Origin of the sequence: Marinobacter sp. ES-1, from assembly GCF_000475255.1 — a bacterium.
Classification (GTDB): domain Bacteria; phylum Pseudomonadota; class Gammaproteobacteria; order Pseudomonadales; family Oleiphilaceae; genus Marinobacter; species Marinobacter vinifirmus.
Window position 1 is genome coordinate 1 of the sequence record NZ_AXBV01000041.1, and the last position, 21,789, is coordinate 21,789.

The following is a 21,789-nucleotide window of genomic DNA, read 5'->3' on the forward strand; positions in this document are numbered from 1 at the left end:
GCCTGGCGCACCAAACAAAAACGCCCCGCCGAGGCGGGGCGTTGCACCAGGTTTGGTGTCAGGTCGGATTAGTGACCGTAGACTGCCAGGCTGGTGTCGGAGACGTGCAGGTTATCAATGCCGATGGTACCGATATTGGCGCCGCCGATATGGGTTTCAGCGATGTTGATATCCATCAAGACATCATCAATATCTACACGCAGGACATCCTGCTTGGTGCCGTTGAGATTGTCGCCCTTGTAAACATCTACGCGAGCAATCGCGAACGACGTACCAAGTGCACCGGATGCAAGTCCTACCAAACGAGTATCAAGCGCCGCGTCTTCGCCAGTCGGGTCATCCAGCAGGTCAGCAAGCTGATCCTGATCAAGAGTCTGACCTCCATCATTCACACCACGGATGCTCATACCCCTGATACCAACACCCATGAACTCAACGTCAAAGTCCATTTGCTCAACAGTGAAAGCAACGTCCAAGTTCAGCGTTCCGGTACCGGCTACGCCATTAACGTCGTCGGTGTCCACACGGATATCCAAGGCACCCAACAGGCCCCATGCATCCATGTTAGAAATCAGAGTGGTTTGCTCACCCGCGTTGCCACGAAGTTCCATGGAGTCTGCGGTCATACCCCAGTCAATAGGTACCGGTTGCTCTGGGGTACCTGGATCGCCATCGTGATCGATAGTTTGCAATGAACCCACGTGAATGACGGCATCGCCATCATCTGCAACATCAATATCAATCTTCAGGTTATCCAACAGGCCACCGGCACCCGTCGCAGCGGCATAGTCGGCAGCGCTATCAGAAGCACTAACGGTTACACCACCAAGATCGATACCACTAACCGCGAAAGTACCTTCGTCGGTATAGGTGAACTCACCAATGGCAACGCGAGTTTCCAGCTCAATGGTCACACCAGCCTGGCCGGTGACATTTCCCATCGTGGAGTCATCCAGGGCTTTCAGATCAGCATTTGCAGCAAACGGAGCTGCGGCGATCGCGGTAACCAATGCAATTTTTTTCAGGCCTTTCATTCTTATCTCCTTATAAACTCATTTTGTTGTTATCTGAGTTTTTGTTTAAGTGCGAGCTCAACTGCTCACGACTCCATTTAAGATTGTTTTACAGTCTTATTCCGTGACTACTCTCACACTTCCAAACACCGCCAGACTTGTTCACTTTCCATCATAGAAAAATTCGAAACTCTTATCCTGCGATACCGCAGCTCTGAACTCTGCGGTACCAGAGTTCAGAGTTACCGGCACTAATTTTATTCCGGATACACCCAAACGGTGCTCGTGTTCAATCGCAACAACTCTGCGCTTCATACCGTTCTTTTCTATAGTTCCAGGGTAAGCAACTAAGCCAGCATCGATCCGCCCGTGGCGAGCTACTGACTTCAGACTTGCGCGATACATTAGTACCTTGATTTCTGGAGGAGCTCCCTTCGCATCTTCTCCTAACTGAATTTTCTTCAGCTCACCGTTCTTCATCAACATCCAAGCGTTTGGTTCAAAAACACCAGAGGATTCAAGTTCGTCTTTCACTTGGGCAATCGAAGCCTCCGTCATCGCCTTCAAATCTCCTTGCGCCTGTCGCACAACTAACGACAGCTCTTCGGCCGTAAGCTTCCCATCAGCTAGCACGTGGTCTTCGTATTCCGTTTCTTGTGCACAGCTCAATGGAGCCCACATACCGGCCAGTGTTAGTGTAAGTATTAGATTCAGCGAGAGAAATTTATGCATTTTCTTGACCCAATATTTGTTTTTTTAGAGCACGAACAAAGCGGAACTCCGTTAGAATGATCCGCTGGCTGTACGGTCATTAGATCAGCGCCTGTCCCAATCGGACAACGCCCGTTTTGTGCAGCGTGTAGCATTCTTCCAATTTTTAACGGAGGTAACTTGGCCTTACCTGTCTGCCAGTCCATTTCCCGCCAGCAGTTTGATCAGCTTTGCAGCTATTCGGCCGCAGAGCCGGACTTTGTATTTCTGGGCGGCCAGGCAATTGCGGGTGGGCGCGGGGCTGCGCGGGGGTTCTCCTGCCATGCGGTAGAAAGGGTCTCGTTGCCAGCCAATGCAGGCATGGGCGTGGACACTCAGGCTTTGGCCCGGGAGATGGAGCAACTCGCGGCGCCTTACCAGCACGCGCTCAGTTCGTTAAAGGCAGCGCCCTGCCCGCTGATCGGCGGCTGGGTCGGCAGCCTGGCCTATGAATTCGGCTATGCCCGGGAGGCGAAGCTGCAAGGGCTGGTGCCGGAATTGCCAGTGCCGCTGATGTTTGCCGGGCTGTATCTGTGGTTTGTAAGTGAAGACCTGGAAACAGGGAACTGTTATCTGTGGGTGCACCCGGACTTACCACAGGGCCAGCAAAAACAACTGGAAAGCTGGATGGCTACACCCGCTGAGCCACAACCAAGGCACTGGGCCATGGAGCAGCCATTCGAGCCGACTCAAGCCCCGGCCGATTTCCGCAATCGCGTGCAACAGGTGCTGGATTACATCCAGGCCGGCGATTGCTATCAGGCCAATCTGTCCCAGTCTTTTGAAGGAGCCTACAGCGGCGACCCCTGGTTGGCATTCACGGAACTGAGCCTTGCCAACCCCACCCCCTACGCAGCGTTTCTGCGCCACGAAGGCAGCGCGGTGGTGTCGGTGTCACCGGAGCGATTCCTCGCTATCCGCGACGGGGTGATCGAAACCAGCCCGATCAAAGGTACTCGGCGGCGTGGTGCCACACCGGAGCTAGACAAAGCCCTGGCCGATGAGCTGCTGGCCTCGGAAAAAGACCGTGCGGAAAACCTGATGATTGTGGATTTGCTGCGCAACGACCTGAGCGTGAACGCCCTGCCCGGCTCGGTGAAGGTGGACGAGTTGTTTGCGCTGGAAAGTTACCAGAATGTACACCACCTGGTGAGCCACATTCGCGCACAACTCAAGCCCGGTGTCAGCCCGTTACAGGCGCTGTTTGATGCCTTCCCCGGCGGCTCCATCACCGGCGCCCCGAAAATCCGGGCCATGGAGATTATCCACGAGCTGGAACCCCACTGGCGCGGGCCCTATTGCGGGTCGGTGTTCTATTACGGGCTGGATGGGCGGCTGGACAGCAACATTGCCATTCGTACCCTGCTCTGCGAAGCAAACGGCAGAATTCAATGCTGGGGTGGAGGCGGAATTGTGGCGGATTCCGACGCGGAAGCGGAGTATCAGGAAACCCTGACCAAGGTGAAGCCGCTGATGGACTTTCTGGAACAACTAAAGCGGTAAGCGCGAACGATCTGTGCCGCCAGGTTTCCCGCAGCGGCACAGACCGGAATACCGGAAAATCAGGCGCCGTGAATGGCGCTGGCTTTCAGGAATTCCTGCCTCAGATCATCAAAGTTGTGCACCGCCGGAAACTGCGGGAACTCGTCGATCACGTTCTGCGGCGCGTGGAACAGAATGCCGGCTTCGGCCTGGCCCAGCATGGTGGTGTCGTTGTAGGAATCACCGGCGGCAATCACCCGGTAGTTCAGCAACTGGAAAGCTCGCACAGACTGGCGCTTGGGGTCGCGCTGGCGCAGCAGGTAGTTGGTGATCTGGCCGTTGTCAGCCACTTCCAGCTTATGGCACAGCAGCGCCGGGTAGCCCAGCTTCTTCATCAGCGGCATAGCGAATTCGTAGAAGGTGTCCGACAGGATCACCACCTGGAAACGCTCGCGCAACCAGTCCAGGAACTCCCGGGCGCCGGGCAGCGGGTCCAGGGTACCGATCACTTCCTGGATTTCCGGCAGGCCGTAGCCGTGTTCGTCCAGAATGCGCAGGCGCTGCTTCATCAGTACGTCGTAGTCAGGAATATCCCGGGTGGTTGCCTTGAGTTCTTCAATACCGGTTTTTTCTGCAAAGGCGATCCAGATTTCCGGGATCAGTACGCCCTCAAGGTCAAGACATGCGAGTTCCACAACGGTCTCCTGAATAAATGATAAGGTGGCAGGCACAACAGGCGCCCGACTTGCTGCCGCGTATGATATGAAAAACGGGGCGGGAATGCATCGGGAATCCCGGCCTTTAACCTGCCGGCGAGCTATAAATATATAGTTTGTCATTCCTTCAGGTTATGAGGGGTTTGATGTTAGCCTTGCGGCAACACGATAACGATTGCTGGAACAACATGACTGATATCGATTCTCTTCGCACCGAACTGGACGGCCAGAGCCCCCGGGCTATCCTGAAAGCCGCCCTCGCCCGCTATGACAACATCGCCGTTTCCTTCAGTGGTGCGGAAGACGTGGTGCTGATCGAAATGGCCCACAAGCTGACGGATAACCTGCAGGTGTTCACTCTGGATACCGGCCGATTGCATCCGGAAACCTACGAATTTATCGAGAAAGTCCGCCAGCATTACGGCATTGAGATTGAAGTGCTGTTTCCGGATTCCGGGGAAGTTCAGGCCCTGGTGGGCAAGAAGGGCTTGTTCAGTTTCTATGAAGACGGCCATTCGGAATGCTGCGGCATCCGCAAGGTGAACCCGCTGCGCAAGAAACTGGCCACGGTGGATGCCTGGATTACCGGCCAGCGCCGGGACCAGAGCCCGGGCACCCGGAACGAGGTGCCGGTGGTGCAGGTCGATACGGCGTTCTCTACCGATGATAAAACGCTGGTGAAGTTCAACCCGCTGGCGAACTGGACCTCTAAAGAAGTCTGGGACTACATCCGCATGGCAGAAGCCCCCTACAACAGCTTGCACGAAAAGGGTTTTGTCAGCATCGGCTGCCAACCCTGCACCCGCCCGGTACTGCCAGGCCAGCACGAGCGCGAAGGCCGCTGGTGGTGGGAAGAAGCCACCCACAAGGAATGCGGCTTGCATGCCGGCAACCTGATTGGCAAATCCGGCTGACCTCAGCACGAAATCAAAAAAGCCCGCCTGTCATCGCTGACGGCGGGCTTTTTAGGTTCAGGGCACTCAGTAAACCGGCAGTTCGACGTCCTTGAACAGTTCCTGAATCTCGGTACGGCTGCCCTGGTGGGCGACTACGCGATCCACCATTTCCTTGGTCAGGTGCGGCGCAAAGCGTTGCATGAAGTCGTACATATAGCCCCGCAGGAACGTACCCTTGCGGAAGCCGATCCGGGTAACCGACGGGCGGAACAACTTGCTGGCATCCAGTGCCACCAGGTCGCTGTCGGTTTTCGGGTCGAACGCCATGCTGGCGATAATGCCCACACCCAGTCCCAGGCGTACGTAGGTTTTGATAACGTCGGCATCCGCCGCCGTGAACACCACTTTCGGGGTCAGACCCTTGGACTGGAAAGCTTCGTCCAGCTTGGAGCGGCCGGTAAAGCCGAATACGTAGGTCACCAACTGGTATTCCGCCAGTTCTTCCAGCGTCAGCTCCTGCCCCCTGGCCAGCGGATGGTCTTTCGGCACCACCACGCAGCGGTTCCAGCGATAGCAGGGCATCATCAGCAGGTCGTTGAACAGGTCCATGCCCTCGGTGGCGATGGCAAAGTCCACGGCACCGTTGGCTGCCATCTCGGAGATCTGCATGGGCGTACCCTGGTGCATATGCAGCGACACATCCGGATACTCTTCAATAAAGCCGCTGATCACCGGAGGCAAGGCATAGCGTGCCTGGGTGTGGGTAGTGGCAATACTGAGGTCGCCCTTGCGCTGGTTGCTGAACTCCTGGGCAATTTTCTTGATGCCTTCTACCCGGCGCAGGATTTCTCCGGCCTCGCGGATGATAATCTCGCCGCCCGGAGTGATGCGGGTCAGGTGCTTGCCGCTGCGGGCAAATACTTCCAGCCCCAGCTCGTCTTCCAGCAGGCGAATCTGCTTGGAAATCCCCGGCTGCGAGGTAAACAGGCTCTGGGCGGTGGCGGACACATTCAAATCGTGGTGCGCAACTTCCCAGATATACCGCAGTTGTTGTAATTTCATTGAATCCGTCGCTCCCTGGATGAGTCTACCGCCTGATAATACGCATAAGAACGGTTATTTTCATTCTTTTTTGATATACAAAAGATAACTGTATTCAGTGTAGACCAATTCCGTGCTTTCGCAGCCCTGCCAAAGCCTTGCGTCACCGCAGCCCTTGACTTGCCGGCAGCAAAGCACACAATCCAAGACCTACATTTCGGTTAACCGGACAACCATGCTGCTGACCACCAAGTTTCTGAGGCCAACACCCGACCCGAGAGCCGTCCGCCGGCAACGGCTCGACTCGCTGCTGGAGCCGGAAACCGGCAAGCGGCTGAATATGGTGGTTGCGCCGGCGGGCTTCGGTAAAACCACCCTGGTAAGCCAGTGGTGTGCCCTGAACAGCCACCGCACCGCCTGGTTGTCGCTGGACGAACACGACAACCAGCCGCGCCATTTCTGGCAATACGTGGTGGGTGCCTTTGAACACGCCGGGCTGATGGGGCTGGAAGATATCCGCAAACAGCTCGCCCGCAGTGACGGAGAAGACCAGACCGCCGCCATCACCGGTTTGATCAACACCCTGAGCCAGGACAACACGGCCTGGTTCCTGGTGCTGGACGACTACCACGAGATCACCAGCGACAGCATTCACCGCCAGCTCGGCTGGTTTATCGACTACCTGCCCCCGGGCATGCTGGTCACCCTTGCTTCCCGCACCGAACCACCCTTGCCCCTTGCCCGCTGGCGGGTACGGCGGCAGGTGCAGGATATTCATCCGGGGCTGCTGGCGTTCTCTGAAGACGAATGCCGGGCATTCTTCCGGGATACCATGGCCATGGAGTTATCGGAGCAGGAAATCCGCTCGGTGTGCCAGCGTACCGAAGGCTGGGTGGCTGCCATGCAATTGTCGGCGCTGTCGGCCAAGTCTGGCCAGCTCAACCTGGATCAGACCTCCGCGCCCCCAAACCTGAATCCCGATGGCCGGCTGATCAGCGATTACGTGCTCACCGAGGTGCTGCGGCAGTTGCCCCGGGAACTGATGGACTTCCTGCTGGATACCGCCTGCTGCCCTCGCCTGTCCGGCGCCCTGTGCGATGCCATCCGGGAGCGCAGCGACAGCCAGGATGCGTTGACCAGGCTACTGGCCCAGAACCTGTTCCTGATTCCGCTAGACACCCGTAATGAATGGTTTCGCTACCACGACCTGTTCCGGGAAGCCCTGTTGCAGCGCATTCAAAGCAAAGACCCGGCCCGGGCAGAGCTGATGCAATCCCGCACCATCGACTGGCTGCTCAGCCATGGCCAGGTGCAGGAAGCCATCGGCCAGATTGTCCAGCGCAAAGACACCGAGCGGCTGGCGCGGGTGCTCTCGGAGCACGGCAACAACCTGATCCACGGCGGTTTCCATTTGCCGGTACTGGAATGGCTGGAGAAAATCCCTGCGGATGTCATCAACGACAGCCCGCAGCTGCAAATGCTCAAGGTCTGGGGTCTGTTCTTCGCCAACCGGGTAGAAGGGCTGGAACCGCTGCTGACCCGGGTGGAAGACCTGCTGGACCGCCGGGTGGCGGACTCGCACCCCGATGCCGAAGGCGCCCTGGCCATTCACAGTGAAGTATCGCTGGTGCGTTCGTACCTTGCCCGCAGCCGAAACGACGAGAAGAACGCCTCGGACCTGACCCGGCAGGTGCTCAAGGACATCGACAAGATCAGCATTCCCCTGAAATCCGTCACCTACTACGGCCTGGGCATGGATTATTTCGGTAAGGGCGAGCTGAACGAGGCCGAAGAAGCCCTGGAAAGCGCCGTGTATTACGGCCAAGTGGAACGCAAACCCAGTACCGTGCTGTCTTCCGGCGGGTTGCTGGCGTGGATCCAGTACAACCGGGGCGACACCGACCTTGCCCTGGAAACCACCAGCCGGGTGCGGCAATGGGTAGACGAACACTACGCCGACCCCAGCCAGCCGCGGCTGATCTCCTGCTGGCAGAACAGCGCCCTGATTGAGATCTACCGGGAACAGAACCAGCCCCAGACCGCAGCCGGCTACCTGTCGCCATTGCTCGAACATGTCGAAAAAGGCACCGAGCCCGGCCAGCATGTGGTTATACAGTTTGTTCGGGGCCACCTGGCGTTCAGTGAAGGCAGGCTGGATGCCGCCATCGATGCCCTGAAAGATGCCGTTGCCGTTGGCCGAAAACGCAGGGATCACATCCTGTTTGATCCGCCCGCTGCTGCCCTGCTGGCGCGCTGTTACCTGGCCACAGGCCAGGCTGACAAGGCCATGGACTGCCTGCAGCCGGCCCTTGAAGAACCAGCCACCAACCCCCTGAACCGGGAGCAGAACCAGATCGCCCTGGCCCGGGTACTGATTGCCCGGAATGACAGCCAGAAGGCCCAGGAGATACTGTCTGCGCTGATTCCCGCTGCCGAGCGCAACGCCCATACCCGGCACCTGGTAGAGATTCTGCTGGTGTACGCCGAGGCCCTGTTCGGCCAGGGATATGAGGAAGAAGCCAACCGCATGCTGGAAAGGGCCATGGACAGGGCTGAACATGCCGGCTTCCTGCGTCTGTTTGCTGAAGAAAGTCCGGCACTGCGGGAGAAGATGCTGGAGCTGCCGCGGCTGAGAACACCGGGGCGCTGGAACCGGGAGTTGCTGACCATGCTGAAGGACCAACTGACCGAACCGGTAGTATCTGCCGGTTCAGAGCCGGCAGCGCCGGAAACCGCTCCGGTTACGCCAACACCGCGGCCAGCAGCCAGCGAACTGGCCGAACCTTTAAGCCAACGGGAACAGGAAGTGCTGGAGCTGATCAACCAGGGCCTGGCCAACAAGGACATCGCCGGCAAGATGTCGGTGGCACCGGCGACGGTGAAAGCCCACATCCGTAACCTCTACGGCAAGCTCGGCGTGGGCCGGCGCACCGAGGCTCTGGCCCGGGCCCGGGAGCTTGGGCTGTTGGGGGACACGACCAAAACGTGACGCAGTTCACACTTTGACCGAATTAAGCCCCCTCACTACGCCCTTTGGACGATCCGTTTACGCCCCTTTACGCCCTATCATTTAACCATGGTGAGGTTAGCGCCTTACCGCGAATTCTGAAATTCAGGCCTTCAGATTTCTTGTTCCGCGTTATTTCGACGCCCGGGTTCGTCAGAACCCCTTGATAAGAGCCACCCGATTGGGATGGCTCTTTTTTTATGGGCAAAGGGAAAGGCTCAGTATTCGATTACACGGCGGAACGGCGGCAGGGCATCCAGCAACAGCTGGCCATAGCGGCGGGCGACAATACGCCGGTCCAGGATGGTCACCCGGCCGGTATCCTGTTCGGTACGCAACAAACGGCCCACGGCCTGAACCAGCTTCACCGAGGCATCCGGCACAGTGATTTCCATAAACGGGTTACCCCCACGCTGGGTAACCCACTCCGCCAGGCTGGCGTCGATGGGATCATCCGGCACCGAGAACGGCAGGCGCGTAATCACTACGTGGTGCAGGTACTTGCCCGGCAAATCGATACCTTCGGCAAAACTGGCAACGCCGAACAGCACGCTGGGCTTGCCTTCATCAATGCGGGCGCAATGCTGCTTGAGCACCTCGTTCTTGGCCATGTCGTCCTGGGTCCGGATCAGTTCCGGGTGTTCCGGAGCCAGAGCATCCCTCACCTGCTGCATCTGTCGGCGGGAGGTGAACAACACCAGTGTGGCCTTTTCGCCGGCCCAGAGTTCCGGCAGGCGCTTGATCAGGGCATCGCCAAAACCGTCATCGGTGGGCATGGCATTCATGGCCGGCACTTCCACCGTGGCCATTTCGCCATAACGGAACGAGCTGGGCACCACCAGGTAACGGCTGGCTTCCGGCAGGCCGGCCCGGGACCGCAGGCGATCGAACTTGCCCAGCGCCGTCAGGGTGGCACTGGTGAGCACCGCACCATAGGCCCGGGACCAAAGCCGTGAATACAACAGGTTGTCGGCCAGCACCGGCGAGCTGTACAGGGTAATGTCTTCAGCGTGGTCCCAGCGCTGGCGAACCGCCCACCGGGCCGCGGGCGGGCCTTTGCGGATAACCGGGGCCGCGTCTGTACTTTCAGTTTGAGTGGTGCCATCGGAACCGGTCGCCCCTTCACACCAGGCTGCCCACAGGCGCAACTGCTCTTCCGCCCTGCTGTGGAAAGCACCGATCACCGGGTACCAGGAATCGGCGGTGTCCCGGTCCAGTTCCGGATCTTTGCGTTCGTCGAAGGCATTCTGCAGCTCTTCAACCAGGGTGCCCAATTGCCGGCACAGGCCGGCGGTCACAATGCGCGTTTCGGCCGCCAGTTCCGCCAGGGTATCCGGCAGCTCGCCATCCGGATAGCGCCACTGGGCGCTGCGGCGCTCGTCGTTGAATTCCCAAGCGGTATTAAGCTCCACCTCGTCGTACACCTTGGCAAGGGCAAGGTCGAGATCCCGACCAGACAGGCTGATCTTGTCCACTGCCTTGGCTGCCTGCGAGCCACCGGGCAACCAGGGCTGCATTTTCACCAGGGCCTGGGACAATTGCTTCAGCCACTGGCGGGTGGAATTCAGGGGAACCGAGGCGGCAAAGTGGTTCAGGGCCTTGTCCGGCAGGTGGTGGGCTTCGTCGAAGATAAACAGGGCGTTTTCGAGTTCCGGCAGGATCGCACCGCCGCCCAGGGCCAGGTCTGCCAGGACGAGGTCATGGTTGGCCACCACCACGTCGGCGTCGTCCAGGTCTTTGCGGGCATCGAAAAAGGCACAGCTGTCGAAATAGGCGCAGTGGCGATTGGTGCACTGGCGGTGATCGGTGGTCACCTGGCGCCAGATTTCATCGGGGATCTGTTCCGGCCAATGGTCCCGGTCGCCATCCCATTCCCGGGAGCCGTAGCTGGCCAGCATTTTTTCAAAGGTAATCCGGCTGGCCGCGTCATCGTCTGCCGGCTGGTCCAGCAGGAACAGCGGCATGGTGTCGCTGTCGCCATGGCCTTCGTCGTGCAGCCGGGATTCCAGCCGGGACATACACAGGTAACGGCCACGGCCCTTGGCCAGGGTCCAGCTGAAATCCAGCTTGCTGTGCTTGCGCAGGTCCGGCAGGTCTTTCAGGACGATCTGATCCTGCAGGGCAACGGTGGCGGTGGAAATCACCAGGGTTTTGCCCAGCGCCCTGGCCACAGGGATGGCGGCAATCAGGTACGCCAGGGTTTTACCGGTACCGGTACCGGCCTCCACCACGCAGGTGGCCGGCGGCGAGGTGCGCTGGCCATCGTTGTCGGTGATATCGCCCATGTATCGGGCAATCTCGGCAATCATCAGGCGCTGGCCATAACGGGCACGGATGTCCTTGCCGGCCAGCAAGTCACGGTAGGCCTGCTGGATTTGCTGCTTTACGTCTTCTGTCAGGGCCATTATCTCGGGCTCACCCAGTCCCTCACGGTACCAACACGGAAGTACTGGCCGTTCTTGCTGAGCACCACGCCGTCTTCGGTAATGCGTTCAATGGTGAGCTGCTCGAACCGGTCGCCGGTGCGCAGGTAACGATTATTGATCATCACGCGGCTGGCGGACGGATCCGAGGAATAGATATGGCTGTTGAAGGTCAAGTCGGGCACGCTCTTCTGAAAGGACAGGGGCAATTCTACCAGATGCGGCACCCTGCCCTCTGGCTGGGGCTGGGTCAAGCCCGGATTGGGTTTTGACTGGCTGGGCACGATCACCACCGGTTCTGCCCAGAGCTCTTCGGTGCCGGAATGGGCTTCCGGGACATCCGGAATCTGTGCCGCCGGCGCTGGCTCGGATTGTACAGTTGCAACCGGTTCCGGTTCGGGCTTCGCTTTCGGGGCGTCTGCAACAGGCTGTTCTGTCGGTACCGGTTGTGCCGGGGCCGGTTCGGACTGAATGGCGGCGGCAGCCGGGCCGGTTTCCGGCCAGAACACATAGGCCATCACCCCGGCATTCACCAGCAAGGCCAGAACCACAATCCACACCACCGCGGGTACCCGTTTTTTCTTCGGCCGGTACACCATTTGTACCTGGTGGCCGAGATCCGGAGCCTTACCTTGCCGGCGCTCCGCTTCGGACTTTCTGAGGGCATCAAGGATGTACGACATAACCTACCGGGTGCCTCCCGCCGGGGCTGTTACCAGGCGCGGCACCCGCACTTTCAGGTCGTTGTTCATCTGAATGATGGTCATGGCACCGGGAATACCGTCTACAGTCAAACCTTTCTGCTCCTGGTACCAGCGCACCTGCTGCTCCATGGCCAGGCGTTTGACCCGGGTACTTTCAGGCCCGGTACCGGCCAACCGGTCTGCGATTTCCATCATGCGGGCACCAATCCAAAGCTCCTGGCCGGACTCATCGCCGTAGAAGCCGTCACCGGTCATGAATTCCGGCACCCGCCAGAGTACCTGGAAATCACCAAACCAATAGCGCTCCAGTTCCCGGAACGGAACCGTTTCGGTGCCCCCCGGAACCGCCAGTGTGGCGGTGTCGCCATCCAGTGAACGCAGCACCGCATAGCGGGCCTCGCCATTTTCCGGCTTGAGCACTAACAGGGCCGGGCGATCAATAAATTCCAGGCTGCGGCGGCTGCCCTGGCGCTCCAGGCAACGTAACCCTGAGTTCCGGGCGTGGTCACAGGCGTTGGGAAAAGCGGTAGGATTGTAGTCCTTGCCCCAGATATCAAACAGTTCCACAAAGGCCTGGGCGCGGGGCATGGCGTGGCTGTCGAGAACAAACGAAGCCGGCTGGCTGGCAGCGGGTTCTGCCGGCTCGGGGCTTTGTTCGGCAGGAACGGGATCTGTAGTCTCGTCCCGCTCGATGGTGCCTCCGGCCTGAACTTCCGGGTTGCTATCGGCCAGGGCCGTGTTCACCGAATCCGGGCTGTCCAGCAGCCACAGGGTGGCAATAATGGCCAGCAGAATACTCGCCGCCACCAGGGCCAGCTGGCTTTTTGCCGGCCCGCCGGAGCCGGTCCGCAGGCTGCGATTACGGATACCACCGGTCACTTCTTTCGCGGCCCGCTTGATATGGGCGCGGGTTATCTGGTGTTCGCCCTCGGCGTAGGCGCCCAGCAGCACACGGTCGCTGATCAGGTTGATCAACCGGGGTACACCCTCGCTGGCGCGATACAGATTTTTGACCGCACCGGCCGAAAAGAGGTCACCGCGCAGGCCTGCCACGCTCAGCCGGTATTGCAGGTAGGCCGGCAGTTCCGCCTGGTCGATGGCATCCAGGTGGTAACGGGCGGTTACCCGCTGGTTCAGCTGGCGCAACTCCGGCAGGGCCAGGATGTCCTGCAGCTCCGGCTGGCCCAGCAGCACAATCTGCAACAGCTTTTTCTCGGCAGTTTCCAGGTTGGTCAGCAGGCGCAGCTGTTCCAGCACTTCTGCGGAGAGGTTCTGGGCCTCATCGATAATCAGCACCTTGTGCCGGCCGGCGGCGTGGGCCTTTAGCAGGTCCTGGTTGATGGCATCCACCAGGATCTTGATGGTCGCGTTGGCGGCGTGGGCAATGCCCAGCTCGTCGCAGATAGCCGACAGCAACTCCCGGGCCGAGAGCCGGGGATTCAGGATAAGCGCTATGTCGACGTGATCCGGTGCGTTCTCGATAAAACAGCGGCAGACCGTGGTTTTGCCGGTTCCTACCTCACCGGTAATCACGATAAAACCGCCCTGCCCCTGCACGCCATACATCAGGTGCGCCAGGGCTTCCTTGTGGCGGTCACTCAGGTACAGGTAGCGGGGGTCCGGCGCAATGGAGAAAGGCGGTTCCCGAAAGCCAAAAAAATCGTAGTACATGTTTCCTCAGGACCTGGCCGGCGCAGTACCGCTGACCAGTTTCAATTCTACCGCCCGCCGGTTCTGCTGCTTAAGGCGGCGCACACAACGTTCGAGGGTCTTGGAAATCCGGGCATGGGTCCGGATCATCGAAATCTTCGGCCAGGTGGCCCGTTCACCAGCCAGGATCATCTCGCGAACATACTCCGGGCTCGGGTTCGACAACATGCCGCGATAGTGCCGCAAGGAATACTCCGGGGCAATGGTTACGTCGCCGGAGTAACGCTGGGCCATGATGGTATACAGCTGCCCGGAGGCCTGCCTGAGCAGCTCCGGGCGAACCCGCTTGCGCAGGTAGTCGAACACGCCACGGCCATGGAACTGCACTTCCGACTTCAGGAAATGCATTGGCAGGCGCGGCAGCGAGAGTTTTTCGTCTGTCTGTTCCGCCAGGAACGGCACCACATGGGGGTTGGTCTGGCTGACGATGCTGAAATTGGCATCGTACAAATGCATCAGGCGCTCGATGGGCAGGTCACTGACCACGGAACCGTCCACAAACTGGATTCTGGGCATGTACGGCAGAGCATTACCGTAAAGGTCTTTCTTCATCAGGGTAACCGGCGGGAACACCCCGGGCACCGCCGCACTGGCCAGGGCGGCGCTCCACACCATCAGGTACGGCGAGGTGTAACCGCACAGTAAGCGGGCTTTCTGATTGGACTGCACCGGCGACACGCTGATGTTAATGCTGCGGCCAGTGCGCTGATAAGCTTCTTCGAAGGTGTATTCGCCGATATTCGCCCGCAGGCATTGCTGCAGGGTTTGCTGGTCCATCAGGCCTTCGCCGCGCATGGCGCTGATCAGCCCGCGCCATTTCCAGGCCTTGAGGTTGTGGTTCTCCGGCACCAGCATTTCCGGTATCTCGGCATCGGTGTGCACCCCGAGAATACCCGCGATAATGGCGCCGATACTGGAGCCGGCGATCACCTGGGGCAGCAGCCCCTTTTCCCACAGTGCCTTGATGACTCCGAAATGGAACATGCCCAGCGATGCACCACCGCTGAGCAACAGCGTGGGCCGGCCGAAGCTGGTCAGGGTATCGCGGAAGAACTGCAGCTTGTCGTAAACCGGAAAGCCCGGCACCGGGTGATCGCACAGGTAATCCAGGGCTTCACACACCTGGCTGATGTATTCTTCGATCAGGTGCTTGGTGCCCACCCGGGAGCGGGTGTACAGGGCCGGGTTCCCCATATTGCCCAGATCGTGGTGCAGGCCTTCACGCAGCGCCCGCTTGAGGCGCTCGAAGTCGTTCTGCTGGCGATACTGTTTGAGGTTGCTCAGGCGATCGTAGATCAGCTCGTAGTGGTAAAGGTCAGAAACGAACTCTTCCTTCCACTCGGCATTACCTTCCAGAAAATCCAGCTCCAGCCCGGCTTCCATCCACTGCTCATAGGTCGTAGCGCCGGCCAGGGCTTTGCGAAAACGGGAAATTCTGGGGTCCTTGATCACCTGTTGCCTCCCGGCTTTACTGCTCAGAAATCCTCGAGCATGAAATCATCGTCGTCCGCGAAGGGATCTTCCGTGATCTTACCATCGTTAATCAGGAATTCACGACGCTGCAGGAAGGCATTGCGCACAAACGTGTACTGGTCCCCGGAAATAAAGCTTTCCGCTGGAATCAGGTCTGCCCGCTTATCAACAATCTGCAGGGTGCGCAGGTAATACCATTCCGGGCTGTCGACCGCATCCCAGGCTGACGGCAGCATAAAACTGTCTGAGGCCAGGCCGCTAAAATGCCGTGGCGTGGACGGGCCCAGCAGCGGAAGCATCAGGTAAGGGCCGGAGCCGACGCCCCAGTGGCCGAGGGTCTGGCCGAAATCTTCCGGCCGCTCGGGCAGATCCCACGCCGTGGCTACATCAAAGATACCGCCCAGGCCGAACACGGTATTGAAGGTAAAACGGCCAAATGCCACCACTGCCGATTCCCCTTTCAGCTGAAACAGGCTGTTGGTGAAGTTGCGGATTTCGGTGAGGTTGTTGAAGAAATTGGTTACCCCGCGGTCTACGATGTCCGGGGTCACGGTCCGGTAACCACTGGCTACCGGGCGCAGGAACCAGCGGTCGATGGCATCGTTGAAGGCGTAAACCTTGCGGTTCCAGTTCTCGTAGGGGTCGTCGGTATTGGCAGGCATCGCCTCGCCTTCCATGGGCGGCTCTTGCAGATTCTGGGCCTGCACGGTTGTTGCACCAAGGGCCAGTGCCATAAACAGCAGCACGCCGGGCGCCCAACGCCGGATATCAAACTCTCTCATTTTGCACTCTCGGGTTGTTTAACCTGTTTCAGTTCGTCGACAATACCGGCGTTTTATTATTCTTGTGTCACTGTTCCGGAGGAAACTCAGATGTCTGTACCGGGTAATCCCGTCAGCTCAATGTCCATGGCCCTGCGCTGGGGCGATATGGATGCATACGGCCACGCCAATAATACAGTTTACTTCCGTTTTTACGAGGAAGCCCGCATTGTCTGGCTGGCGGAACTGGGTCTGGGTAAAGCAGAAGACCCGACCGGACCGGTTATTATAAAGACCAGCGCCACCTTTCTGAAGGAACTGACGCACCCTGCCAGCGTGGTTGTTGAAACTTATGCAGACAAAGCGGGAACGACCAGCCTCGACACTTACCACTTACTGAAAGATGCCGACACCGGCGATATCTACGCGGAAGGCTATGCAAAGATCGTGTGGATAGACCGGACAACCCGCAAATCCACCCCGCTGCCAGACACCCTGAAGGCCCTGGCAGCGCGGTAAACCGCATTAGCGGTGGCGAACCACCACGCTGCCGATGGAATAGCCGGCACCGAAGGAGCAGATCACTCCCAGGTCGCCGGCTTTCAGGTCATCCTTGTGCTTGTGGAAGGCAATGATGGAACCGGCGGAGCTGGTGTTGGCGTATTCGTCCAGAATCACCGGTGCTTCCTGCTCGGTGGCATCCCGGCCCAGAACCTTGCGGGCAATCAGCTGGTTCATGTTCAGGTTGGCCTGGTGCAGCCACATGCGGTCCAGGTTGTCCGGTTCCAGATTCAGGGAAGCCAGGTGATCCTGAATGGTGGAAGCCACCAGCGGTGACACTTCCTTGAATACTTTCCGGCCCTGCTGGATAAACAGCTTGTCCGGCTTGCCCACGCCACTGTCATCCGCCCGGTTCAGGAAACCGAAGTTGTTACGGATGTTGTTGGAGAACTGGGTCTTCAGACGAGTGCCCAGGATCTCGAAGCCCTGCCCCGGCTGGGTGTTTTCTTCCCGCTCCACCAGAATGGCGGTGCAGGCGTCACCAAAGATAAAGTGGCTGTCGCGGTCACGGAAGTTCAGGTGGCCGGAGCAGATTTCCGGGCTGACCACCAGTACGGCGCGGGCGGCACCGTTTTCCACCGAGTTCACCGCAGCCTGCAAGCCGAAGGTGGCAGAACTGCAGGCCACGTTCATGTCGTAGGCGAAGCCGTTAATACCCAGGGCTTCCTGCACCTCAATGGCCACGGCGGGATAGGCGCGCTGCATGTTGGAGCATGCCACAATCACCGCGTCTACATCGGCGGCGGTTTTACCTGCCTGTTCAAGGGCTTCTTTACAGGCTGCAACTGCCATGTCGCACTGCACCGATGGCTCATCGTTGCTGCGCTCGGGAATGTACGGTTTCATCCGCTTCGGGTCCAGGATTCCTTCCCGGTCGATCACGTGCCGGCGCTTGATGCCAGACGCCTTTTCGATAAAAGCAGATGACGAGGGTTGCAGGGCTGTCAGCTCGCCGCGGGCTATCTCTTCCGCGTGTTCGTTGTTGTACAGCTCTACATACTGGTTGAAGGCTTCGACCAGTTCGTCGTTCTCGATGATGGCGGGCGGCGTAAACAGGCCGGTTCCGCTGATGACGGCTTTAATCACAATAACCCCACGTCATGGTTATAAAACAGTTTTTGACAATTAACTGTCAGAAATACTAACACAGTCCGCCGGATTTGCCCGCTGGACTATCATCCTCGGGCACCAGGCTGGTGCAATTTATATTCGGGTGTTTTCCCACTGTTTATCCAGCCGCTTGACCGACACCGTCATGGCGGTGCCCAGTTGCTGGGCGAAGAAGGAGATCCGGTACTCTTCCAGCATCCACCGGTACAGTTCCAGTTCCGGGTCACGAACGCCCTGGCGTTTCTGCTGTTCCTGCCTGGTGGCATAACGGGCCCAGAGCGGCTCGATGGCGTGCAGAAACTCCCGCTCCCGACCCATTTCCCGGGGCATTTTCTCCAGCCGTATCAAAGCCGATTCGAAATACACCCCGAATCGATCCAGCCACGTTGCCGGCGTGGCCACCAGGAAACCGGGATACACCAGGTGCTGCAACTGGAATTTCAGGTCTGCCATGCTGTTGGCGAGGGCCAGGTTGATCTTGCCTTTGAGTTGCTTTGCCACCTTCTGGTAGCCGCTCATGGCCTGGAACAGTCGCTCATCCGCCGCTTCCAGGGCTGGAATGAAATCGCCCCGGTGCTGCTCGTAAACCCGGTTGAAGGCGTCTTCATCCCTGGGCAGGTCGCCGGCCAGGAAATGCTGCATCACCGCAGACAACAGCAGGTCATCCAGCAGTGCCTTCGCCTGCCCGACCGGGGCAAACATCAGTGCCGACTGTTTGAACCGGGGCAGCTTGCGCTCCAGGTCTGACAGGGTGTTTCCGAAACGATTGATGATCAGGCGGGCGATACCACGGCGGGTGGTATCCCCGGCGGTCAGCCGGTCCAGGCAGCGGATTTCCCGCACCTGTTTGCCCAGGTCTTCCAGGGCCGGGTACACGGTTACTTGCATACCGCCCTTTTCGGTCTGGACCTGCTCCGGCAGACTACCGAACTGCCAGTCCGGGTATTCCTTTACCTTGTGTTCGCCGGTGTTTTCGCTGGTAACCGACGCCAGCGCTTCGGTTGCCCTGCCCTCAAGCCTGGCCTGAAGCTCGTCGGTGTCCCGGCTTTCGGCAATGGTTTTATCCTTGTTGCCGGTTACCCGAAGGTTCATCCGCAGGTGTCTGGGTAATTCGTCTTCCGGCCAGGCCTGGGGATCAATCTGCACACCGGTCATCCGGCGCAGCTGCTCGCCCAGCTTCAGGGCCAGCGGCTCGTTACTCGGCTGCATGTTGGCGAGCGCGGCATCGACAAAATCCGGCACCGGCACAAAGTTCCGGCGCAGGGATTTGGGCAAGCCTTTAACCAGTGCGATGCATTTCTCTCGCAAAAGCCCTGGCACCAGCCACTCCAGCCGGCGGGAAGGAATCTGCTTCAGGGCCATCAGGGGCACTTTCAGGGTCACCCCGTCACGCTCGCTGGTGGGCTCGAATTCATAGCTCAGGGGGTATTTCACCCCTTCCCACTCCAGGTAGTCGGGATACTGCTCCGCCGCGCCCTGGTCCAGCGGGCGTTGCAGCACATCGGCTTCGGTCAGTTCCAGCTTTTTCAGTTCTTCTGCCGACAGGCCTTTCCACCAGCTTTCAAAATGCCGGCCACTGACGATTTCCGAAGGCAGGCGCTCGTCGTAGAAGGCCACCAGCACTTCGTCGTCTACCAGCAGGTCCCGGCGGCGGGTTTTCTTTTCCAGGTTCTCGACGGTGTCGAGCATTTCCCGGTTGCGGGCAATAAAGGGGGCTTTGGACTGATAATCGCCCTCCACCAGCGCCCGCCGGATAAACAGGTTACGGCATTCTTCAGGGTCGACCTTGGCGTAGGGAATGCGGCGTTTGGGCACCACATCCAGGCCGTAGAGGGTGACCTTTTCATACCCCATGACCTGGGCTCGCTTCTGTTCCCAGTGGGGCTCGAAATAGTGGTGCTTCACAATATGACCCGCCAGCGGTTCTACCCACTCCGGCTGTATGCCCGCCACCATGCGGGCGAACACCTTGCTGGTTTCGACAATTTCTGCCGCCACGATCCACTTGGGGCCGGACTTGGCCACTTTCGAACCGGGGAAGATCATCACCTTACGGTTTCGGGTGGCCAGGTATTCCCGCTTTTCCACTTTCACGGCAATCTGGCCCAGCAAGCCGGCCAGAATAGCCTTGTGGATCCGGTCGTAGTTGGCCGGGTCCCGGTTCATGCTGAGCTTTTGCTCGCGACAAATCAGGGTCAGCTGGCGATGGATATCGCGCCACTCCCGCATGCGCATCCAGCTCAGGAAAGTTTTCTGGCACAGCTTTTTCAGCTGGTTCTGGGACAACTCCTGGCGCTGCTCCTCGAACCAGTTCCAGATATTCAACAAGGTCGCAAAGTCGGATTCCTTGTCGTTGAACGGGGCGTGCGCCTGGTCTGCCGCCTGTTGCTTGTCCTGGGGCCGCTCTCTCGGGTCCTGGATACTCAGGCCGGCGATCACAATCAGCACTTCGGCAAGGCTGCCGTGGTCGGCAGCGGTGACCAGCATCCGCGCCAGCCGCGGGTCCAGCGGCAAGCGAGCCATGGTGCGGCCGAGTTTGGTAACCCGCCGCTTGTCGTCAACCGCGCTCAGCTCTTCCAGCAGTTTGTAGCCATCGTTCACCTGGCGGCGATCCGGTGCTTCCAGGAACGGGAAATGGCGAATCTCGCCCAGCCCGGAGGTGGCCATCTGCAGAATAACGGACGCCAGGTTGGTACGCAGAATCTCCGGATCGGTGAACTCCGGGCGATTCAGGAAATCGGTTTCATCGTACAGGCGAAAACAGATACCCGGTGCCACCCGGCCACAACGCCCTGCCCGCTGGTTGGCACTGGCCTGGGAGATGGGCTCGATAGGCAGGCGCTGGATCTTTGAACGAACGCTGTAACGGCTGATGCGGGCAACGCCGGTGTCGATCACATAGCGGATGCCAGGCACCGTCAGGGAGGTTTCCGCCACGTTGGTAGAAAGCACAATGCGCCGGCCCTTGTGGGCCTGGAAAACGCGGTTCTGCTCCTGGTTACTGAGCCGGGAATACAGCGGCAGCACTTCGGTGTGGCGCAGCTCGGCATGGCGCAGCACCTTGCTCAGGGCCCGGATTTCCCGCTCGCCCGGCAGGAACACCAGCACATCCCCCGGAGGCTGTTTTTCCGTGCGCTCGTGCTGTTCGATTTCTTCGAGGGCCGAGAGCACCCCATCGGTCCAGCCCTGATCCCGGTCGTCTTCATCTCCCGCCAGCGGGCGGTAGCGAACATCCACCGGATAGGTACGGCCGCTGACTTCAATCACCGGGGCCTTGTCAAAGAACTCGCTGAAGCGATCTACCTCAATGGTGGCGGAGGTGATGATGATTTTCAGGTCCGGCCGCTTGGGCAGCAACTGGCGCAGGTAGCCCAGCAGGAAGTCGATATTCAGGCTGCGCTCGTGGGCTTCATCGATAATCAGGGTGTCGTACTTGTCGAGAAAGCGGTCGTGTTGGATTTCCGCCAGCAGGATACCGTCTGTCATCACCTTGATCCGGGACGACTCGGAGGTGTTATCGGTGAAACGCACCTGGTAACCCACCTGCTGGCCCACCTGTTCGCCCAGTTCCTCCGCAATCCGGGCCGACACACTGCGTGCGGCAATCCGCCGGGGCTGGGTATGGCCCACCAGCCCGCGGATGCCCCGGCCCAGGTTCAGGCAGATTTTGGGAATCTGGGTGGTTTTACCGGAGCCGGTTTCGCCGGCGATGATGACCACCTGGTTTTGCTCGATGGCCCGGCTGATGTCCTCTACCCGGGCACTGACCGGCAGGCTGTCCGGAAAACTGGCTGGCTTGTGCAGGGCTTGTCGCTTCTGCACCTTGTCCAGCCCCTGATCCAGCCAGCGTGCCATTTTCTCCAGATCCTTCTGCCCGGGCTTGCCCTTGCTCCGGCTGATCTGACGAATAATGCGCGCCGCCTCCTGCTGGTTACAGGCATCCAGCTGGCTCATAAAAGCCTTCACGGCTGCTTGCGGGTCAGCGGTGGTGGTATCGGGTGCGTTACTACGGGTCGGTTCTGTCATTGCTCGGTTTACGGGCTCTTGCTGGGGGCTGGATCTGTTCAGGCGCCACAGTCTAACGGGAAATCGCCCCTGCAGAAACACAAAGACCCCGCCGAAGCAGGGTCTCTGGGCTCTCC

General features: G+C 59.3%; 15 protein-coding genes. 4 read left to right on the plus strand and 11 right to left on the minus strand.

Annotated elements, in window-relative coordinates:
- Window positions 1–68 precede the first annotated feature (68 nt).
- Both Q668_RS07620 and Q668_RS07625 read right to left on the minus strand, forming a co-directional pair.
- Window positions 69–1,034 carry a DUF6160 family protein gene (locus tag Q668_RS07620; protein WP_022989012.1) on the minus strand — a complete coding sequence of 322 codons (966 nt, stop codon included), beginning with the start codon at window positions 1,032–1,034 and terminating at the stop codon, window positions 69–71.
- A gap of 141 nt (window positions 1,035–1,175) precedes the next feature.
- Window positions 1,176–1,745 (minus strand): hypothetical protein, encoded by a 570-nt coding sequence (locus Q668_RS07625; protein ID WP_022989013.1) that lies wholly within the window; start codon window positions 1,743–1,745, stop codon window positions 1,176–1,178.
- Window positions 1,746–1,904: 159 nt separating this feature from the next.
- On the opposite strand from Q668_RS07625, the gene pabB reads away from it, so the two are divergent.
- Window positions 1,905–3,266, plus strand: coding sequence for an aminodeoxychorismate synthase component I (gene pabB / locus Q668_RS07630; RefSeq protein WP_022989014.1), 1,362 nt, complete (start codon window positions 1,905–1,907; stop codon window positions 3,264–3,266).
- Between the two features lie 59 nt (window positions 3,267–3,325).
- Here the strand turns inward: pabB and thrH are convergent, their stop codons facing one another.
- The gene (gene thrH / locus Q668_RS07635; RefSeq protein WP_022989015.1) at window positions 3,326–3,940 is read right to left on the minus strand and encodes a bifunctional phosphoserine phosphatase/homoserine phosphotransferase ThrH; all 615 of its coding nucleotides are present in this window, start codon (window positions 3,938–3,940) and stop codon (window positions 3,326–3,328) included.
- A 209-nt stretch (window positions 3,941–4,149) separates the two neighbouring features.
- On the opposite strand from thrH, the gene Q668_RS07640 reads away from it, so the two are divergent.
- Window positions 4,150–4,875 carry a phosphoadenylyl-sulfate reductase gene (locus tag Q668_RS07640; protein ID WP_022989016.1) on the plus strand — a complete coding sequence of 242 codons (726 nt, stop codon included), beginning with the start codon at window positions 4,150–4,152 and terminating at the stop codon, window positions 4,873–4,875.
- Window positions 4,876–4,941: 66 nt separating this feature from the next.
- On the opposite strand, the gene cysB is transcribed toward Q668_RS07640, so the two are convergent.
- Window positions 4,942–5,919, minus strand: coding sequence for an HTH-type transcriptional regulator CysB (gene cysB, locus Q668_RS07645; RefSeq protein ID WP_022989017.1), 978 nt, complete (start codon window positions 5,917–5,919; stop codon window positions 4,942–4,944).
- A 214-nt stretch (window positions 5,920–6,133) separates the two neighbouring features.
- Between cysB and Q668_RS07650 the strand changes: the two genes are divergently transcribed.
- A complete protein-coding gene (locus Q668_RS07650; RefSeq protein WP_022989018.1) occupies window positions 6,134–8,887 on the plus strand; it encodes a LuxR C-terminal-related transcriptional regulator in 2,754 nt (917 codons plus the stop codon).
- Window positions 8,888–9,123: 236 nt separating this feature from the next.
- Here the strand turns inward: Q668_RS07650 and dinG are convergent, their stop codons facing one another.
- The 5 genes from dinG to Q668_RS07675 are packed head-to-tail and all read right to left on the minus strand — an operon-like array spanning window position 9,124 to window position 15,997.
- Window positions 9,124–11,310, minus strand: coding sequence for an ATP-dependent DNA helicase DinG (gene dinG, locus Q668_RS07655; protein WP_022989019.1), 2,187 nt, complete (start codon window positions 11,308–11,310; stop codon window positions 9,124–9,126).
- A complete protein-coding gene (locus Q668_RS07660; protein ID WP_022989020.1) occupies window positions 11,310–12,011 on the minus strand; it encodes a general secretion pathway protein GspB in 702 nt (233 codons plus the stop codon). The genes dinG and Q668_RS07660 overlap by 1 nt, the downstream gene beginning before the upstream one ends.
- A gap of 3 nt (window positions 12,012–12,014) precedes the next feature.
- Window positions 12,015–13,703, minus strand: coding sequence for an ExeA family protein (locus tag Q668_RS07665; protein WP_022989021.1), 1,689 nt, complete (start codon window positions 13,701–13,703; stop codon window positions 12,015–12,017).
- Window positions 13,704–13,709: 6 nt separating this feature from the next.
- Window positions 13,710–15,194: a DUF3336 domain-containing protein gene (locus Q668_RS07670; RefSeq protein WP_022989022.1), complete on the minus strand. Its 1,485-nt coding sequence runs from the start codon at window positions 15,192–15,194 to the stop codon at window positions 13,710–13,712.
- 23 nt (window positions 15,195–15,217) lie between these two features.
- Complete coding sequence (locus Q668_RS07675; RefSeq protein ID WP_022989023.1) at window positions 15,218–15,997, minus strand: VacJ family lipoprotein; 780 nt, start codon at window positions 15,995–15,997, stop codon at window positions 15,218–15,220.
- A gap of 90 nt (window positions 15,998–16,087) precedes the next feature.
- Here Q668_RS07675 and Q668_RS07680 point away from each other — a divergent pair, with 90 nt between their 5' ends.
- A complete protein-coding gene (locus Q668_RS07680) occupies window positions 16,088–16,495 on the plus strand; it encodes an acyl-CoA thioesterase (protein WP_022989024.1) in 408 nt (135 codons plus the stop codon).
- Window positions 16,496–16,501: 6 nt separating this feature from the next.
- Here Q668_RS07680 and Q668_RS07685 read toward each other — a convergent pair whose 3' ends face one another.
- Window positions 16,502–17,623, minus strand: a complete 1,122-nt coding sequence (locus tag Q668_RS07685; protein ID WP_022989025.1) for a beta-ketoacyl-ACP synthase III — start codon at window positions 17,621–17,623, stop codon at window positions 16,502–16,504.
- Window positions 17,624–17,740: 117 nt separating this feature from the next.
- Window positions 17,741–21,673, minus strand: a complete 3,933-nt coding sequence (hrpA, locus tag Q668_RS07690; protein WP_022989026.1) for an ATP-dependent RNA helicase HrpA — start codon at window positions 21,671–21,673, stop codon at window positions 17,741–17,743.
- Between the last annotated feature and the right edge of the window lie 116 nt (window positions 21,674–21,789).

What these genes read in the sequence shown, in the direction of transcription:
- Q668_RS07620 (WP_022989012.1), bottom strand. Translation starts at nt 1,034, where the DNA reads ATGAAAGGCCTGAAAAAAATTGCATTGGTTACCGCGATCGCCGCAGCT.
- Q668_RS07625 (WP_022989013.1), bottom strand. Translation starts at nt 1,745, where the DNA reads ATGCATAAATTTCTCTCGCTGAATCTAATACTTACACTAACACTGGCC.
- Q668_RS07640 (WP_022989016.1), top strand. Translation starts at nt 4,150, where the DNA reads ATGACTGATATCGATTCTCTTCGCACCGAACTGGACGGCCAGAGCCCC.
- cysB (WP_022989017.1), bottom strand. Translation starts at nt 5,919, where the DNA reads ATGAAATTACAACAACTGCGGTATATCTGGGAAGTTGCGCACCACGAT.
- Q668_RS07650 (WP_022989018.1), top strand. Translation starts at nt 6,134, where the DNA reads ATGCTGCTGACCACCAAGTTTCTGAGGCCAACACCCGACCCGAGAGCC.
- dinG (WP_022989019.1), bottom strand. Translation starts at nt 11,310, where the DNA reads ATGGCCCTGACAGAAGACGTAAAGCAGCAAATCCAGCAGGCCTACCGT.
- Q668_RS07660 (WP_022989020.1), bottom strand. Translation starts at nt 12,011, where the DNA reads ATGTCGTACATCCTTGATGCCCTCAGAAAGTCCGAAGCGGAGCGCCGG.
- Q668_RS07665 (WP_022989021.1), bottom strand. Translation starts at nt 13,703, where the DNA reads ATGTACTACGATTTTTTTGGCTTTCGGGAACCGCCTTTCTCCATTGCG.
- Q668_RS07675 (WP_022989023.1), bottom strand. Translation starts at nt 15,997, where the DNA reads ATGAGAGAGTTTGATATCCGGCGTTGGGCGCCCGGCGTGCTGCTGTTT.
- Q668_RS07680 (WP_022989024.1), top strand. Translation starts at nt 16,088, where the DNA reads ATGTCTGTACCGGGTAATCCCGTCAGCTCAATGTCCATGGCCCTGCGC.
- hrpA (WP_022989026.1), bottom strand. Translation starts at nt 21,673, where the DNA reads ATGACAGAACCGACCCGTAGTAACGCACCCGATACCACCACCGCTGAC.